Annotated in this window: 14 protein-coding genes and 1 pseudogene; 3 read left to right on the forward strand and 12 right to left on the reverse strand. The window is 41.4% G+C overall.

Annotated features, from left to right (window positions below):
• Positions 1-45: 45 nt before the first annotated feature.
• From V7K41_RS06775 to V7K41_RS06800, 6 genes and pseudogenes are all read right to left on the reverse strand, one after another.
• A pseudogene (locus V7K41_RS06775) lies at positions 46-331 on the reverse strand (pyridine nucleotide-disulfide oxidoreductase); the annotation flags it as partial.
• A gap of 766 nt (positions 332-1,097) precedes the next feature.
• Positions 1,098-2,279, reverse strand: a complete 1,182-nt coding sequence (locus V7K41_RS06780) for a hypothetical protein (RefSeq protein ID WP_334846661.1) — start codon at positions 2,277-2,279, stop codon at positions 1,098-1,100.
• A 263-nt stretch (positions 2,280-2,542) separates the two neighbouring features.
• Positions 2,543-2,800 (reverse strand): helix-turn-helix domain-containing protein, encoded by a 258-nt coding sequence (locus V7K41_RS06785; protein WP_334846662.1) that lies wholly within the window; start codon positions 2,798-2,800, stop codon positions 2,543-2,545.
• 376 nt (positions 2,801-3,176) lie between these two features.
• Positions 3,177-3,641 (reverse strand): CYTH domain-containing protein, encoded by a 465-nt coding sequence (locus V7K41_RS06790; RefSeq protein ID WP_334846664.1) that lies wholly within the window; start codon positions 3,639-3,641, stop codon positions 3,177-3,179.
• Between the two features lie 324 nt (positions 3,642-3,965).
• Positions 3,966-4,652 (reverse strand): DUF6875 domain-containing protein, encoded by a 687-nt coding sequence (locus tag V7K41_RS06795; protein ID WP_334846666.1) that lies wholly within the window; start codon positions 4,650-4,652, stop codon positions 3,966-3,968.
• A gap of 1,261 nt (positions 4,653-5,913) precedes the next feature.
• Positions 5,914-7,575: an alpha/beta hydrolase gene (locus V7K41_RS06800; protein WP_334846667.1), complete on the reverse strand. Its 1,662-nt coding sequence runs from the start codon at positions 7,573-7,575 to the stop codon at positions 5,914-5,916.
• Positions 7,576-8,074: 499 nt separating this feature from the next.
• On the opposite strand from V7K41_RS06800, the gene V7K41_RS06805 reads away from it, so the two are divergent.
• Entirely contained in the window at positions 8,075-8,539 is a 465-nt protein-coding gene (locus tag V7K41_RS06805) for a hypothetical protein (protein WP_334846669.1), read from the forward strand.
• Here V7K41_RS06805 and V7K41_RS06810 read toward each other — a convergent pair.
• The 6 genes from V7K41_RS06810 to V7K41_RS06835 form a co-directional block, all read right to left on the reverse strand.
• On the reverse strand, positions 8,536-9,591 hold the full coding sequence (locus V7K41_RS06810; protein ID WP_334846670.1) for a M28 family peptidase: 1,056 nt from the start codon (positions 9,589-9,591) through the stop codon (positions 8,536-8,538). The genes V7K41_RS06805 and V7K41_RS06810 overlap by 4 nt on opposite strands.
• A 285-nt stretch (positions 9,592-9,876) precedes the next feature.
• A complete protein-coding gene (locus tag V7K41_RS06815) occupies positions 9,877-10,977 on the reverse strand; it encodes an ABC transporter ATP-binding protein (RefSeq protein WP_334846672.1) in 1,101 nt (366 codons plus the stop codon).
• 222 nt (positions 10,978-11,199) lie between these two features.
• Positions 11,200-12,084 (reverse strand): carbohydrate ABC transporter permease, encoded by an 885-nt coding sequence (locus V7K41_RS06820; protein WP_334846674.1) that lies wholly within the window; start codon positions 12,082-12,084, stop codon positions 11,200-11,202.
• Positions 12,085-12,087: 3 nt separating this feature from the next.
• Positions 12,088-12,999 (reverse strand): carbohydrate ABC transporter permease, encoded by a 912-nt coding sequence (locus V7K41_RS06825; protein WP_334846675.1) that lies wholly within the window; start codon positions 12,997-12,999, stop codon positions 12,088-12,090.
• Between the two features lie 52 nt (positions 13,000-13,051).
• Entirely contained in the window at positions 13,052-14,422 is a 1,371-nt protein-coding gene (locus V7K41_RS06830) for an ABC transporter substrate-binding protein (RefSeq protein WP_334846677.1), read from the reverse strand.
• A gap of 143 nt (positions 14,423-14,565) precedes the next feature.
• Positions 14,566-14,820 (reverse strand): hypothetical protein, encoded by a 255-nt coding sequence (locus V7K41_RS06835; protein ID WP_334846679.1) that lies wholly within the window; start codon positions 14,818-14,820, stop codon positions 14,566-14,568.
• A gap of 581 nt (positions 14,821-15,401) precedes the next feature.
• Between V7K41_RS06835 and V7K41_RS06840 the strand changes: the two genes are divergently transcribed.
• Both V7K41_RS06840 and V7K41_RS06845 read left to right on the forward strand, forming a co-directional pair.
• Complete coding sequence (locus V7K41_RS06840) at positions 15,402-16,673, forward strand: urease accessory protein UreH domain-containing protein (RefSeq protein WP_334846681.1); 1,272 nt, start codon at positions 15,402-15,404, stop codon at positions 16,671-16,673.
• Positions 16,648-17,349, forward strand: a complete 702-nt coding sequence (locus V7K41_RS06845) for a hypothetical protein (RefSeq protein ID WP_334846682.1) — start codon at positions 16,648-16,650, stop codon at positions 17,347-17,349. The genes V7K41_RS06840 and V7K41_RS06845 overlap by 26 nt, the downstream gene beginning before the upstream one ends.
• Positions 17,350-17,373 lie beyond the last annotated feature (24 nt).

Here is a 17,373-nt window from a genome sequence, read left to right on the forward strand (position 1 = left end):
CTGTCCAGCGTTCACGAAGTAGCTTGCGATAGCGAGCCGATGAGGACGCTCTGAGACAAAACCCCCTAGTGCTTCCCGACTAGCCATTGCTGCTTCTCGCTGTTCTGGGTCGGGTGGAACATACCAAACACAAGTACCAGAAGATGCTGTTGCTTTACTCGTACCGCTGTAGCCTTTATCTACAAGTACTTTTACCCCTTGAACAGCAGCATTCCAAGCCATTCCAAGCCGCCCAAGTTGCTGATGGACCACCGCCTATGACTAAAACATCAGTCTCTAAATTCACTTGCGAAGTCGAACTATTGCCTGACTCAAATTTATATGCACTCACGATTACATCTCCTAAAAAGTTTACTTGGCACTAAATTTTGAGTTTATTGGCTAACTCATCTAATTTTCTGATAAAATACTATAAATCAATCAGTTTACCGTATTATGTAGTTATGAGATTTACATAGATTGTGCTAAAAAACAAGAGGCTATTAAAATTTATTGATATTACTCTTTAATAAAATGCAGTCTGTAGCGAAAAATTTCTCAAAAAAGTAAAGGACAAGAACTATACTTGTGCTCGATGGTTAAAATAACAGATTCTGCGTCGAATAAGAGTTAGATGAGACAGGGCAATACTTTTAGCTTAATAAGCCTGCTATGCATATTATAATTAATATGTAAAGTACGTATTAGACTTTGGAAAAAAAGTAATTTGTTCGCGTATAGTTTACGCGAACAAAACTAATAATTAATCTTGCTTATAGTTTAAGACGCTTGGGTTAAGGGTTATTGGCGTAGATAATTGGTCTTTCCAGACGCGATAAATCGCGTCTCTACATCTGGGTTTTGGGTTTACAGCAGTTTGCAACAAGCGTGAGGTACAAAACCGAGGACTCAAAAATTAAATTATTCTTCTGCCTCCTGCCTTCTGCCTCCTGCCTCCTGCCTCCTGCCTCCTGCCTCCTGCCTTCTGCCTCCTGCCTCAAAACTAGTGACTTTGTACTTCATCCAAACGAAAACTGCTGTATCTGAACTGTATTGACTAATAGTTTTTTTGCAAAAAAGAATTGAGCAATGATATTGTAGACAATATCATTGCTCAATTAAAACTTAACGAAATAAGTATTTGTTGGTAATTTTTGGGCAGTTCCTACATTTGTAGCCAAGTCATTGATTTTATTATCTGTTTTGATTACTGCAAACTTATCAGTAAATAGCAATACTTCACCATTTCCCGGTGTTACCCAAGCGTGGCGAGTCATTAGGTTTTTGGAGACAACTAAAAGAGATGCATCTCCACGGTAAGCCGAGATAGGTTTACCCATGAAAATTTGATTATCTCTATTGGCGATCGCATAAGCAGCAGAGGAACCCACAAAAATTCTACTGCCATCTGAGTAAATAGTTTTAGGGAAATTGCTACCGCCGTCTCCCATCCCCGCAGTTGTAGGTCTTCTTGGAAAACTTAGCTGTCCGCGCTCGACGGTAAAATTAGTCAGATTAACAGTTCCTATATATACCTTTGTTTCGTCACGGGTCTGTGCAGCATTGGTATAGGTGTCTGTAACGATCAAAGTCTTTGTTAATAAGTCTTTGCCATTCCAGCTATAGATTGAGTTACCTCCATAAACTGAACCGAGGACATAAAGCTTGTTTTCAAAAATATGTAATCGGTTGAGTCTTGTGTCTGCCATGTCGTTAGCAAGATTGGCAGAATTGTAACCCCAAAGCTTGCCTTGGTTATTTCCTGCTAAATTTGCCAAAGCAAATATTTTTGCTCCGTCGAAAACCATCCGGTAAAGAAAAGCTATCTGGACAGGAATACCTAACCTCTTTTGTTGCTGGTAGCCACTAGTGTAGAGATACCCATTTTTATACTCAAAATCCATTACCTCAGTTACGCCATAACTCTGTTTGGCTTTAAAGTTGAGGTTTTTGTCATAAATTGATAGAGTATTTGCAGACTGGTAAATAATCCAATTTTGCAAAAATTTCACCCGTGTTTTTGAATTAGCTGTGTTGCTAACTATTTTTTGCCTAGTTCCGTCAGTTTTTATTTTTACTAGTCCTGTTGGAACCGCTAAGACATAAGTTTTGCCGTCAATTGCTACAATGTCACGAGCATCGTAATTAGAGTTTGGAATTAGTTTTTTTGTCCCATTACCTTCTACTTCCCATACACCTTCAGTATTGATAACCGCAACTTTGCTGCCGTTAGTGCAAGCTGCTCTTGGCGAAGAAATATTAAGGTATGTAGCTAAAGCGGGAGTAGAATAATCAAACATTGTACAGTTCAGATAAGGTTGACTGAAAAATATTGGCGCTCAATTAAGAAAAAAAGTTTTGGGGATTTTTGCGCGTTTTTAACCTAAACTCGTCTTCAAAAGTGAAGAAAATATTAGCTACGGTAAACTCAAACTCAAAGGTTGAGTAATCCGCAAAATATGCATATCTGCAAACATCGGTAAAATTAGAATTGAGTTGTTTGTGGTTATGTCGTAGCGATAACCTGTTAATTGAAGGAAAGTAACTTCAATTAATTTGCCTCTCAGCCTGCTTTTTTATTCGACAAATACTTCATTGACACTTTCTGCCCCAGACCCATCTCCTCTAGCATCCCCTGAATCTTTTGCATAGCTAGAGATGAAGGCTTGGTATGTCCTTTCTCGCAACGCTTTACCGTCGAATAAGTTATACCTAAAGATGCTGCAAACTGTTCTTGGGTAAGACTAGTTATGCCACGGAGTTCACCGATGAGCTGTCCAACTTCCGGTTGCTTGATTAGCAAAGGTTTCTTAATGGTCATTTAGCTCAGAACGCACCTGTTAATCTGGTGAGTGATATGTATTCCGCTACATCCTATTGGGGCTAATGCTGAATTGATAGGCGAAAATATACTAGACTTTTTATACTTTTTTGAGTTTAATAATTAAGTAATGACACGTCCGTAGATAAAATATTTCCTAATGCAATATGCTTGGGTTAAGAACAATAGTAGGTTGGGTTGAACCCAACAAAGCTTTGATAATGTTGGGTTTCGTTCCTCAAACGCCACTTGCTTCAAGCCGGGAAACCCGTCCAACGCAGCGGCTCCCCAACCTACGCCAGTTTTAGTTTTTAAGCTGCAAATTCTGTGAGTTAGGTATTTTCGCAAAATTGGGATGTTCCCAATATTTCAGCTATTACCATTGTGAAAAAGGGTATTTTACTAAATTGCTGTTGAAATATCTGGAGTCATCAGAAACTTCTTGTCCAATCCAGGTTGGTAATTCAATTTGCTGATTTTCATCACTGAGTTCAACTTCTGCTAATATCAGTCCTTTATTAACACCATCAAACTCATCTATTTCCCAAATCAAACCACCCGACTCTATTTTATATCTAGTTTTTTCTATAAAGGGACGTTCACATAATGTCTCAAGTATTTCTTGAGCATCTTTAACAGGAATAGGATACTCAAACTCTAATCTCGAATATTTAATATTGGGGCCTTTAATGGTCAAATAACTTTTTTCCCCTACTATACGTATACGTACAGTCGCTTTATCTTGTGTAGCAATGTATCCTTGACGATATACACTACCTTCAGCTAATCCTCTCCAGCTATCTCCTCTCACTAAATATTTCCGCTCTATTTCTTTCGCCATTTTATTTACCAAATTATTTGCTTTTTTATATCACAAATAATATAGCAATTCTAAATCTCTTCACAAAAACGTGTGTGCAATTATTGTAAATCAGAGTGAAGTTGTTGAAGTATTGATCTTGACTAATTGATAATTAGCGATCGCTTCTACTGTAGTACGATAATTTACATACTGACGACGATTTTATGCTATCTGCGCTAAACAATTGCAACTAGCAGTAAATTCGTCATTTTTATCCCACTTATTTCAAGGTGCAGTGAATTGGAAAGACTTTTAATCCTCCATACCCTATGCTCAATTACTAACCCTGAATCCAAACATTTGTTATATGCAAGAACTCACTAAATTTTCTTGTTTAATTTGTTCTTTTGCTAAAGCCAATGCTTGATGAGCATTTTTAAACTTTGTTTCATCTATGAATTTCCGATCGAAATGCTTTAAATAAGCTTCCAAATACCGAATACGTAAGTGGGGATCGGTAGGATTCTGAAGAAAGGGGAGGTCAGCTTCAACCATGAACCGGATAGCTAACAAGGGGATAGGACTACGAAGTGGACGAAAATTTAGATTGTGTAAACCAGGACTTTCATTACGTTTATGAAATTCTCCTATCATCAATCCTGACTCAACAAACAAAGGTTTAAGTTTTTGCTGAACACTATCTATTACTTTAGGAGCATCTTCTATATCGATGTCAGGAAAAATAAGTAAAAAAGCTCTATTAATTGCTAATTCCTGCTCTTTAACATCTATTTTCAGAAATATATCTCGATAGCGTCCAACAATCTCTTCTAATTGTTCTGGATACAAATCTTTTGTGTGAATAACTGCTAGACGAATACTGTTGGATTTGAGAGAGTAAGGTACAAACGGGCAAACTGCGCCAGGTCTACCTAAGTCAGGATGAGACCTTCCTAAAAATTTTTTCACCCACTCCATAATTTCAATTAAGGCAGAAAGGTCTTCGTGTTGCTGGAGTTGTTCGATTTCACGAGTTGTAAAGAGTTGCATAAGCTTGAGTGAAATTGAATAATTGTTTAATTCTGAATCACAAATTAGTTTTACAATATACATATAGGTAAAACTAATTATTTTAGTAAACAAAACAAGCCTTTAGTTGGTTATTTTTGGTTAATCTGTGGCTTGGAGAAAATAACAATGTTTTACCATTTTGTTTTGTGAACTTCAAGTAAGTTATGTCAATACAACATACATAGACAAACATATTTTCCATCAAATAACTTGTTTTTATTTGTTTTGAAATTAGTTTGTAATATGTTAGCTACAGGACTAATATTTGACCTTTGAAACATATGTAGGACGTGCTACATTTTGGTAACACACCCTACAATTACTTGACAGATTTCTCAAAAAAAATTTGCGATTCCTATAGGATACGTATGTATCATCCTGATTCGGCATCTGCTCCTAGTTGTTTACACTCTTAAGCTTCTGTTATTTTTATGAATACATTATAAATTTTATGTCTAAATAGTTATTTATACTGTGAAAATTTGATGTAGATTTAACAGCAACTTTAGGGCTACTATCAAGGTAATATACTTTTAGCAAATAAAAAATTTACATAGAATTTCGTATAAGGCAATTTTATAAGCTAGATATTACTTACAGCAGATTACAAATTAACCCTCTTCTATCACTTTGGGGAAAGAAAAATAAATGTAGGTTGGGTTGAACAAAGTGAAACCCAACTTTTCTAAGGTCTTTGGGTGTTGGGTTTCGTTCCTCAACCCAACCTACGTCTAAATTGATAAAAGTCATGAGAAATAAGGGTTTTAGATTTTTCTCTACCGATAGTGATTAAAGAGGGTTAATAAAGTACACGCTCCCAAATAGATTGGGGAGGATGCCTAATAGGGTGGGGTAGTTACTCCACTTAGATGAAAAGTACTGTATTTTCGATTAGTTGATCTCAACGTCAGGTATTTGCAGCGAATATCGGTAGTTTAGGCTTTATTTTGTCTAAAAAGAAAAGTTGTAGGAGGAGGCAAAATGAGCGGCGACTTCTAGCATTCCCCATAACCCTATCCTTAAGTAAGCTACTCACAAAATTAAATATTTTAGGACTTACGTACTATACCAATTAACCATAATATGCATTCAGCAAAATCTAAGGATTCAGGTGTTGATTGCAACCCCGATTTGGTTGTATATTTACTGTTCTGGGTATTAGACATGGCTCAAAAGCCCAAAATTAGTATAGTCAATATGTATGATACGTAAGTCTTATATTTGTTGAATTGGAAGTCTCTTATTTCTCAACAAATTCTTTCACCACTGCCATAGCATCAGGAGGAATCTGCTTAATTAGGCGAAATGGAAATGCAGCAGTTGAAGCAAACTGAGCATAGTCTGGTGTGAGAAAGATAGCATAGTTTTTAGCTTCTGGAGTCATCTGTGCAGCAAAGGACAAGGTTAGAGCTTTAACATACTTGCGAACATCTGCTGCTTTTTCACCGACAACTTCACCGCCACTAATCGGTGTGTTTGGTTGTCCGATCTGATCTAATGTGGTGCTGGGGTCTTTTACACTTAGATGAGTACCCCCAATTATACCAACTAGCGATTTTGGGGATGGGATCTTTTCAAATCCGACAATCTGTTCAGTTAAAGCTGGGGTAGTTTTATCGGCGGAACCTGCTAACACTATGGTAGGAACTTGTATTTTTGTTAACCCAGTTTCGCCAAAAATCAGAGAAGTTGTCGGATTGAGAGCGATCGCCTGTTTGATTCTGGTATCTCGTAGTTGATAACTATTTTTTGGTAGTTCTTCAGCGATGCACTGTATATTTTCTCCCAAACTCAAGATACTCAAGTTCTTTTTACAGCGTTGTTTGAGATGTTCTAGTTGTAACTCTGCTCCAGCGAGTGTTAAAGCTGTAGCACCACCAAAAGAATAGCCAACAACCATTGCGTTCGTGGTTGCAAGTTTCCCTTGTAGAGGATTATTAGATGTTTGGTTAAGTTTTTCTAATTCATCAATAACAAAACTAATATCTTGAGGGCGATTTAAAAACTCTTGAGGCTTCATAACTCTGGTTTTGCCTTGTAATGCTAAATCAGTATTTGCCGCATTACTACCGGGATGTTCTAAAGCTGCTACTACATAACCGTGGGATGCTAAATGTTCTGCTAAGTAACGCAAGTCCGTGCGGACTGACGCGAAGCCGTGAGAAAAGACAATTATCGGCTTGTCGGGAGTTGCAGCAGTTGACCAGTAAATATCAACTGGGATTTTGCGATCGCGCTTTTGATCGTTCAAGCTTAAATTGAGGATTTTTACTTGGGCGCTTCCTGGTTGGCTGGGATCAAAAGGGAAAGCAATCTGCGGTGTTCCCGGCTGTGCTGTTATGGGGTTGAGTTGGGGAGCGATCGCTAACATAAATTGCTGGGTGCGCCAAAAAGCTGTATTTAAATTTCCTGCAACAACCCAAGCTTTCGGCAAATCAATTTCTAAGCGTTTACTGGGATAAGCAGCAATAAAACTTAGTATAGAAAGACCCTGTGGTGCAGTGGAACCTAATACCAATCCTGCTCTCAGTGCTTGTACTCCAGCTTTATCCTTTCGAGCTAAGGCTGTAGCAAAATCATTGAGAATAGTTGTACCAATCTGAGTATTAATTAACTTATCAAGTGTGACAACATTCATAGGTATATTCATGTCCAGCGCTCCCAAGAAGAAGCGGCGTTGTTCTTGGGATAATCCTTTAGTGTAAGACTGTAAACTCCCAGGTAATTCCCCAGTTTTTGCAGCCTTTTGCAACTCAGCAAGGGAGATGGATTCTGTAAATAAACCCAAACGCACAACAACTGTATCAGCAGCAATGGCTGAAGTATTTGCCCCGAACTGTGAAAGTGCGATGGCGCTAAATAAACCCGCAACTGTCTTCAGACTTTTCCAACTTTTTCCCATAAACTTTTATACCAATTGTTACTTACGGGAATATAACGGATATTTGTGTATTTGACTACCCCAATAAAGGCTTAGAAATAAAAGTAAATTTTTTCTTAACTTGATAGCGATGTCTACGACGGGCTACGCCTATGCTCTAATTTCCTCAAAGCATCTGCTGATGCAAACAGAGCCATATTACAAGCATAACAAAAGTAACGAATTGTAGAATTCATCACAGCTAAAAATTTGAGCATAAATCAGTGTTAACAGCCACAAAAGCTCGATTGTTTCTCAGCTAGGTTTAAGACTGTAACGGAGCTACTAGAACAGGGAAAGCGATCGCATCTACAATCTGCAATTTTTTTTGACAACAAAATTTAACCGACTGCTTAATGTTTTGTCTTTGCCCTTTAAAACGTTTTGCAGATGTGTTGCAGGTGAATAGTCTGACTGCTCTAGCTGCACGATCGTTACTGATCAAATTTTACCAGCCGCATCAACAACTTTTCTTGGCTTTATGCGTCGCAGACTCCCATATATTTTAATTTTTCTGCTCTCTCTGAGTATTATTACACTGTGGTGGCCTGTGAATGATTCTGATTGCAATTTCGAGGCTTTTATCGCATCAAAAACTACAAAATTCCAAGTCCATGCTACTAAGGTTAGTGTTCAGCCGTGGCGTGGTCGTCATCATGTATATGGAATCTTTATGATTCCTGATGAATACAAACAAGCTCCATTTTTTGTGTTAACAGTCCAAGGTGCTGGAAGTTACTGTTCAAAACAATTTGGTCATAAACAAAACTTTGATGATATCTTTGCTGAACCAGGAACTTATCTGGTAAAGAAGGCTATTAGAACTCGAAAAACTCTCCGGCTCATTCTCCAAGGTTTGTATTCTCAGGTCAATAATAAAAATAATTGGACGTTGACTTTCCCTGAACCAAAAGCTAGTCAAGATAATTCATCATTCAGAAGTTAGCTTGGTGCTTGAGTTTCCAGAACCTGGTTTTTCTTTAACAAGGCACTAGTAGCATTAACTACAATTTGTGCTGCTCCTGTGAAGAACGATCGCTCGATAGTCGCTGGCACATCGCTAGGTTTATGATAGTGCGGAGTGCGTAAATTTGCGGTATCTGTCACCAGCACAGCGCCTACGCCCTGGTACCAAAATGGTGCATGGTCGCTGCGTAGGGTGTCTGGTGTCAGTAAACCTTTAAAAGGAATTGGTAGTGTTAGGACTGCTGGCAGATTTGCTTTTTGTTTATTCAGAGCAATTGAGGGGATATTGTGTGAATTTTGAAAGGCATTCAGCAAAGGTAAATGTTCTGTATCACCGACTACTGCCAAAAAGTCGCCCTTGTCGCTAGGTGGCGTAACAGGCAATCCGGCAGGGTATTTCTGGCATCCAGCAGTGTAACAAGCGTAACCTACCATATCCATAACGATCGCTCCCCCTAAATTTTGCAAGCGTGCTGTCTTACTCACAAAAGCCTGACTACCCAAAAGTCCTGCTTCCTCTCGGTCAAAAAAAGCTAGCTGTAACGTCCGTGGCGTAGGACGGGAACCGAGCAACCGAGCTACTTCCAGCACCACGGCTACACCACTGGCGTTATCATCAGCACCAGGGGAAAAGGCAACAGTGTCGTAATGCGCTGCTACAAGAATTGCTTTAGCTGCTTTGTTAGTTCCTGGGCGTTCGGCAAAAATATTTACACCGTCAAAGAACTTTTCTAATTTAGGTTTCCAACCTAATTTTTTCAGTTCCGTTGTAATATAAGTGCGAGTAAGCGATCGCTCTTTTGTGGTGTAGCGCTGGAAATTTAACTTTTGGATATGGTTTAGCAGTTTGTCAGTAGACACTTGCGGGGTAATGTCAACTTCCTTTGACTCTGGCTGTGCTTCGGGTGTTTTTACTGGAATGCTTTGAACAATTGCTGGTGAGGAACGCTGCTCAAAAAACGTGCTACCTCTGCTACCCACCACAGCAACTGCCATCAGCACCAACAGCATCAGCCAAATCCATTTTCTCATGTGATTTATCCTTGGCTTCCTGACTTAAGGTAGCGCAAATCCCTAAGCATCACTTTCCAAGATCGCTAGGAAGGGTTTCAATAGGGTTCGGTTAAGGTTTTTTGATAAAAATTTTAGATAGCTAAAGACGCGATAAATCGCCGTTTCTACGAAAGACTGATTATTGTCCGTATTCTGGGAAAGGCTGAAACACCAATTCTGTCGTCAGTAATTTAAAAAGTCAGATCGAAATAAGCGAACAGACAGTGATTATTGTAGAGACGGCAATTCATCGCGTCTCTTGCTTTAGCTCCTGACACCTAACATTTGTCTTTTAACAAGAGCATGGCCAGATTGCACATCAAACCAGTGAATATCCTCAGGGGGCAATGCTAATGTAATATTCTCGTCACTCCAATTTTGGTCTATTGGCAACAAAGTACGTACCGTAATCGCTTCGGTTTGTGAACCCTCAATCTTGACACTAACCAAATAGTGCATACCCAAGTTTTCCACTAAAAACACTCGCCCTTGGATAGTCTGGGTATCACCTGGTTGAGCAATGCGGACATCTTCTGGGCGGATTCCTAGAACAATCTGCGGTGGTACAGTTGGTATATCTGGGAGAAGCACTTGGAAGTTACCCAGGAGCGCGTATTGTCCCTTACAAGGTAAAGTCAGCAAATTCATTTGCGGACTACCAACAAATCCAGCCACAAATAGATTAGCTGGATGGTTATAGATGCGGTCAGGCGGGTCAAGTTGTTGGACATAGCCATCGTTGAGCAACGCAACTTTCGTGGAGAGCGTCATCGCTTCTGTTTGGTCGTGGGTGACGTAGACAACTGGCACTTTTTGTGCAGCAAAAATTTGCTTGATATCGGCTCGGACTCGTTCCCGCAATAGTGCATCCAGGTTACTTAAAGGTTCATCCAGCAGGTAGACATCGGCATTACGCACCAAAGCCCGACCGACAGCAACCCGTTGCCGTTGACCTCCAGACATTTGGCCAGGCTTGCGGTTCATTAACTCTGCTAATCCTAAAACTTCTGCCACTTCTGCTACTCGCTGTTTAATTTCTGTAGGTGGTACTTTTTTCAGCTTCAGTCCAGAAGCGAGGTTTTCGTACACTGTCATGTGGGGATAGAGTGCATAGCTTTGAAATACCATTGCAATGTTGCGATCGGCTGCTCGTTTATAGGTAACATCTACATCCCCAATCTCGATCTGACCGCGAGTCGGTTCCTCAAGACCCGCAATCATGCGTAGGACGGTGGATTTACCACAGCCAGAAGGGCCAAGTAAAGTGAGAAACTCATCGTTTTCTACAGTTAAACTAACGTCTTTGACAGGGATGACTTTAGAACTGTAGGTTTTATTCAAGTTTTTGAGTTCGAGTTTAGCCATTTTGATTCAAATCATTAGAAATAGAGGAATAACTCTCATTAGTACGGCGGGACACGTCGGAATCCAAAGCGCCTATGCAGACGGTTTGCCTGGGGAAGAGAAGTCTCAGTCTAGGTCAAAGTCGAAATCCCGTAAGGCTGCGTTAAAGCGCAGTCGAAAGGGAGTAACTAGGAAGACTAAGAAGTGATTCTTAGAAGCTTCGTCCTTTAGGACGGAGAGATGTCACCCTTTGACAGCACCAGCGGTAAGACCTTGGACAATCCGGCGCTGGAAAAACAAAACTAGTAAAATCAAGGGTAACGTCCCGATGACAGTAGCAGCAGCGATCGGGCCGTAGGGAATTTCATATATTGTCGCACCACCCAACTGAGCAGCAGCAACGGGAATCGTTTTCAACTCTTCACGGGTCATAAATGTGAGAGCGAAAATAAACTCATTCCAAGCAAAAATAAAGGTGAGGATTCCAGTAGTCACCAAGGCGGGAAGGGTCATAGGTAGCACGATTTGCCATAGGAGTTGAAAGGTGTTGTAGCCATCGACCCTAGCAGAATCTTCCAAATCCTTTGGTAATTGTTGAAAAAAGCTTTTAAGTACTAAAATTGTCAGCGGCAAATTGATCGCAGTATAGGGTATAATCAGCGCGAGATAATTGTTGCCCAATTTCAGCGCTTGGATAATTTCTAACAATCCTAAGAACAACAGAATTCCAGGAAATAAGGTGACGATTAAAATGCTGGCGAGGATAACTCGTTCGCCCCAAGGGCGTAACCGTGCGAGAGCATAAGCCGCAGGTGCGCCGATCGCTAAAGCTACAGCTGTGGAAGTAATCGATACAAAGGCACTGTTGAAGATGTAGCGCCAAAATGGGCGACGGGTGAATAACTCAATGTAATGATTGAAAGTGAATCGTGTGGGGAAATAGACAGTAGGAACGGCGGCAATATCGTCATTCACTTTAAACGAGGTCAGCAATTGCCATAAGGCTGGCGCGAGGCTAAATAGCAGTATTAATACAACTATGATGAACAGCAAGATTTTTTTCAGAGAAAACTTGGTTCCCCCTGTTCGTTTTGGAGTCGTTGGAACTGCTTGTGGAGTTACACTCATGGCTTAAATGGTTCCTGATGTTTTGGCACGGTATTTGTTAAGCAAGAAACTAGCGATCGCCACCGCCGCAATCAATATTAAAAATGTCACCACTACAAGGGCAGCTCCATAACCAAAATCTAAGTAGCGCATCACCGTGGAGTAAATGTACAATGACACTACTTCCGTAGCGCCACCAGGGCCACCCCCAGTCATCACAGCAATCAAGTCGAAAATTCCAAAAGCTTGAGCAAACCGAAATAGCACTGCAATTAAGATTTGCGGCAGCAGCAATGGCAGGGTAATATTGCGGAAACTTTGCCAAGCACTTGCTCCATCGACTGAGTAAGCTTCATAGAGGTCTTTTGATATCGACTGCAACCCAGCTAGCAACAAGATACTGATAAACGGCGTAGTTTTCCAAACATCAGCAAAAACCACTGCCATCATCGCCAGCGTTGGATCTCCTAACCAATTAATCCCAATTTTAATCAGCCCCAACCGCCGCAAAATATCGTTCACAACCCCAAACTGGTCGTTAAAAATCCAAGACCACGCCAGACCAATCAAAGCAGTAGGCAAAGCCCAAGGGATAATTGCAGTTGTACGCACTATGCCCCGCCCAAAAAACGCCTGATTGAGAACTAAGGCAATCCCCAGTCCTAGCAGTAGTTCTGAGATTACTGATGCTGTTGTGAACACGGTTGTCGCCCACAAACTCTGCCAGAAACGACCATCCCCCGCCATCCGCATATAATTTTCTAAACCAGAGAATACAGGTTGTAGCTCTGTTCCCAGATTTTTAGTAAATACGCTTAACCAAAATGCTCGTAAAATCGGGTAGGCAAATACAAACAATAGTAGCAGCAATGCGGGTGTTAGTAAGATCCAGGCTGTCTGTTGTTCTCGACTTTTTAGTGTATGTAAATTTGTCATTTGTCATTTGTCATTTGTCATTGGTCATTGGTCATTGGTCATTAGCCATTAGTTATTTTTTCTTCCCCTGCTTCCCCTGCTTCCCCTGCTTCCCCTGCTTCCCCTGCTCCCTGCTCCCTGCCCCCAGCAGTCGGCGTGTTTCGGCAGCAGCAGCTTGCATTGCTTGTTCAGAATTCATCCGACCGGATAACGCGGCGCTGAGATAACGCTGCAAAATATCTGATGTCTGAGCATATTGCGCGATCGGCGGACGTAAAACTGCATTACCCACGACCTGCAATAACTGCGGATAGTGGGGATATTTAGCAACAATCTCTGGATCTGTAAACAAATCTCGGCGACTTGGCACATAGCCTGCACTGAAAATGAATCGGCGCTGTGCTTCCCGACTGGTAAAATACTGAATTGCTTTCCAAGCTTCTTCAGGATGTTGAGAAGATTTAGCAATCCCTAAACCCCAGCCCCCTAGACAAGCCGCTCCCCTCTTACCAGGAGCATGAACCATTGGTTTAATCGCAATTTTGCCCCGGATTGGCGAATTTTCTGCCTGGGCTAAAGGCCACGCATAGGGCCAACTACGTAAAAACGCTACTTGACCACTTTGAAACAAGCGTCGGGTATCTTCTTCCTGGTAAGTCGTGACTCCAGGAGGAGAAACGCCCTGCTTAACGGTACTACGCAGAAACTCAATGGCTCGTAATGTTTCTGGTCGATCTAGTCCAACTTCGAGGGTGTTGGGATTAACCCAGAAGCCACCAAAGCCATCGAGGACTTCCGCAAACATCGCCACAAGTCCTTCATATTGACGACCTTGCCAAAGATAGCCCCAATTTACCTGGTTTTTCTTCTGCAAAACTTGGGAAATTCGGATCAAATCATCAAAGGTTTCTGGCGGTTTCAACCCTGCTTGTTTAATTAAATCTTCCCGGTAGTAGAGCATTCCCACGTCGGAACGCACTGGAATGCGGTACAGCTTGTTTTGGTAACGTCCCCCTTCTACATCCTGTGATGAAAATGCTGCCAACTCTTTTTGAGAAATGCGATCGTCTAAGGGTAGCAACCATCCAGCAGCAGCAAACTTGGATGTCCAGATCACATCCATATTGATCAGGTCATAAGGGGATTCACCCAAGATAAAAGATGAGGTATACAGGTCTTCGAGCAAATTTGTGGCATTGGGCCCTTCAACTAGGTTAATGCGAATACCAGGGTTCTCAGCCTCGAAGTCTCTAATTAAACCCTTCCTCCAAGGTTCGGCATCCGGTGCAGTCATTAATATATTGAGGGTAACTGGTTGCTGCGAGAGTGCTACCCAACTGAAAAATATAATGCTCAAGAGAGTTGCCAGAAAAACCCCTATATGTAGATAACTTTGTTTTTGGATGAATTTTTGCAACTTGTTTATTGGCTTTCGGTACAACATTATCAATGTAGCGATCGCTAGTGGTAATTATTAAGAAATAAAAACATAAAATATCTGAAAAAAGTTATTTTGTATTATTTTTTATCAAAATGCTTAAGGAATGAAGAAGCAAGTCATAATTTTCGGCAATATGTACCTTTAAATCACACTTCGCCAAGTTTTGATTCACAACTTCCGCCACTTTTTTGGTAAAAAGACACCTTGGAAAGCAAGCCGCTACAAATAGTTCTTGGATAGTTATTTTTGGTTTCATGGCTGTTATTACTCTCATCATTGAGGATTTGACAAAGTATAGATGTGTAATCCTTTGATAGGTTACTCCATGCTGCGATCATGACAAATGAAGCACCCGGATAATCCGCTGGATTTGAAGCATATTTTTTCAACTCCTGAATCACTTCGCTAACTGAAGGAGGTGAGGTCTCAAAGAAATATTCCGCATTATCCCGGATTTCTCACAAAGATAGGACTTACGCAAAAACCCTCTCAAACTCTCATTTCTCCGTGACCTCTGCGTCCTCTGTGGTTCGTTTTCTGTTACCTATGCGTAAGTCCTAAAAGAGATAAAAAAAGGGTCAAAAACTGCGAATGGGAGCTTATGCCCAGTTCGCTACCGCTCTACAAGATGCGATGCGATCGTCCTCAAGCCAGAGACGCTGGATTTTGTGCAAGCGGCAGCCGTCGGCTGCCGTTTTCTCCTTTTTTTGAGAATGATAATTTTTGTCAAAAAGGGGGATGTTTTCTTTTTTGGAAGTCCCTAACAGCCGCATTGCAGATATCCACCTTTAGGAATAGGATTTATTGTAAACATCAAGTTTGACGCTTTGTCTTTTGACAGAAAGCACAACTTCACTTAAAGTACCGCACTAGAGGAGTGTTGAGTACTGAGTAAAAAAGAAAAGAAAAAATTTCTTATTACTTCTTCAACATCTTTATTTAGACACTCAGGACTCATAACTCAGAATCTCAGGATTTTTTTATGATAGATTTGTTGCTGATCGCAATCCTGGGGTTCCTGGGGAGTTTTGGACACTGCTTTGGGATGTGTGGTTCGCTAACAGTGGCATTTTCTCTGTCTCATCAGCCAAAAAGTCCACAAACACTCTCCTTGGGACGGACATCAACCTTAGAAAAACCCGATACTTGGCAACAGCAATTAAAATTTCATATCCTGCTAAACCTGGGGCGGATGTTGAGCTATGCTCTAGTCGGTGCTGGTATTGGGGCGCTAGGTTCGGTATTGCTGCAAGGTGGACAGCTAGCAGGTATTGGCAGCGATTTCCGGCGCTGGATGGCAATTTTGACTGGTGTGATGTTGATTTGGTTTGGCTTAGGACAAGTAAAACCCGATTTACTACCGCGTATTCCCGTGTTACATCCCCTATTGCAAGGTAGTTTACACGATCGCCTCAGCAGAGGAATGGTTAAGCTTTCCTTAAAAACCAAATGGTGGACGCCAATGCTTTTGGGGATGACTTGGGGTTTAATGCCCTGTGGTTTTTTGTATGCTGCCCAAATTAAAGCCGCTGAAACTGGCAATTTATGGATGAGTACAGCTACTATGCTGGCTTTTGGCTTGGGAACCTTGCCCACGATGCTAGGTGTGGGCGTTTCCACATCTTTGGTAAGTAAAGACAGGCGCAGTCAGTTGTTTCGATTAGGCGGTTGGGTAACACTCACCATTGGCGTTATCACCTTGCTGCGGACTGGTGACACAATGGTAGATTACACTGGACACGCGGCGTTAATTTGCTTAATTTTGGCGTTAATTGCGCGTCCGATTAGTGGCTTGTGGGCTTCACCACTGCGTTACCGCCGCGGCTTGGGTGTGGGATCTTTTGTGCTTTCTGTGGTTCACACCTTCCACATGATAGAACACTCATTGCAATGGAATTTTGCCGCCTTTTCTTTTCTGCCGCCAGAATTTCAGTGGGGGATGGCTGCGGGTGCTGTAGCATTGGTATTAATGTCCCCCGCCGCTTTTACAAGTTGGGAATCGTTGCAAAAATCTTTGGGCAAGCGTTGGCGACAGATTCATCTATTGGGTGTGCCAGCCTTGCTCTTGAGTGCCATTCATACTGTGTTGATTGGTTCCCATTACCTGGGTTCCTTGCAATCAACTTGGGGAAATAAATTAGCGGCAGTACTGATGGTATTTGTTACTCTCAGTGTCTTGCTAGTGCGTTCGCGCTTTTTTTGGTCAAAGTTAGCCGTAGAAAAGTTTTATGTTCCCCCAACCAAATCGCGGTAAATCATCCTTATTTTCTGGCTCCACTCCAACGAGTCAAAAACAGAGGCGTTACCCCCTCAAAGGCATTTTCTGGAAGAATCAAGGAACAATAAAGTATTTATTATTCCTCAGTTGCTTAGTTATATCAATAACTAATCTTTACCCTGCTTTTGCTCATAAAGTGGAAGTAGCTGGAGATGTTGGCGGCACTCTCCACATTGAACCAAATGATAATCCCCGTGCTGGAGAACCAAGCCAAGCCTGGTTTGCACTTACCCGTAGAGGTGGAAAGGTTATTCCTCTGTCACAGTGTAATTGTCAGTTGGCTGTTTATGCCGAACCTTATGCAGCCGGAGAGCCACCGCTGTTAGAACCACAGTTAGAACCTGTGGCTGCTGAACGCTATCAAGGCATTCCAGGTGCAGATATTACCTTTCCTAAGCCAGGTATTTATGAGTTGCAACTAAATGGAAAACCTGTTTCTGGGGCAAGATTCAAACCCTTTGAATTCAAATTTGAAGTAACTGTGGCAGGAGGCGGGTCTACACAAAACACACGAAACCTGCGAAATGTCAATGGTGATTTAGTAGAGGGTGAATCTCAACAATTACCAACTTGGGCGATCGCACTGCCAATTCTCGGATTTATTGGCATCTTAGTTGTCGTCATGCAAAGTATGAGGAGGGGTGGGGAATAGGGAAGAAGTAGAGGGGCAGGGGGG

Source organism: Nostoc sp. (assembly GCF_036917415.1).
GTDB lineage: Bacteria > Cyanobacteriota > Cyanobacteriia > Cyanobacteriales > Nostocaceae > Nostoc.

Coding starts and splice junctions, on each gene's coding strand:
- V7K41_RS06790 (WP_334846664.1), bottom strand. CDS start 3,641: ATGGCGAAAGAAATAGAGCGGAAATATTTAGTGAGAGGAGATAGCTGG.
- V7K41_RS06820 (WP_334846674.1), bottom strand. CDS start 12,084: ATGAGTGTAACTCCACAAGCAGTTCCAACGACTCCAAAACGAACAGGG.
- V7K41_RS06815 (WP_334846672.1), bottom strand. CDS start 10,977: ATGGCTAAACTCGAACTCAAAAACTTGAATAAAACCTACAGTTCTAAA.
- V7K41_RS06795 (WP_334846666.1), bottom strand. CDS start 4,652: ATGCAACTCTTTACAACTCGTGAAATCGAACAACTCCAGCAACACGAA.
- V7K41_RS06785 (WP_334846662.1), bottom strand. CDS start 2,800: ATGACCATTAAGAAACCTTTGCTAATCAAGCAACCGGAAGTTGGACAG.
- V7K41_RS06800 (WP_334846667.1), bottom strand. CDS start 7,575: ATGGGAAAAAGTTGGAAAAGTCTGAAGACAGTTGCGGGTTTATTTAGC.
- V7K41_RS06845 (WP_334846682.1), top strand. CDS start 16,648: ATGTTCCCCCAACCAAATCGCGGTAAATCATCCTTATTTTCTGGCTCC.
- V7K41_RS06810 (WP_334846670.1), bottom strand. CDS start 9,591: ATGAGAAAATGGATTTGGCTGATGCTGTTGGTGCTGATGGCAGTTGCT.
- V7K41_RS06780 (WP_334846661.1), bottom strand. CDS start 2,279: ATGTTTGATTATTCTACTCCCGCTTTAGCTACATACCTTAATATTTCT.
- V7K41_RS06830 (WP_334846677.1), bottom strand. CDS start 14,422: ATGTTGTACCGAAAGCCAATAAACAAGTTGCAAAAATTCATCCAAAAA.
- V7K41_RS06805 (WP_334846669.1), top strand. CDS start 8,075: ATGCGTCGCAGACTCCCATATATTTTAATTTTTCTGCTCTCTCTGAGT.
- V7K41_RS06825 (WP_334846675.1), bottom strand. CDS start 12,999: ATGACAAATTTACATACACTAAAAAGTCGAGAACAACAGACAGCCTGG.
- V7K41_RS06840 (WP_334846681.1), top strand. CDS start 15,402: ATGATAGATTTGTTGCTGATCGCAATCCTGGGGTTCCTGGGGAGTTTT.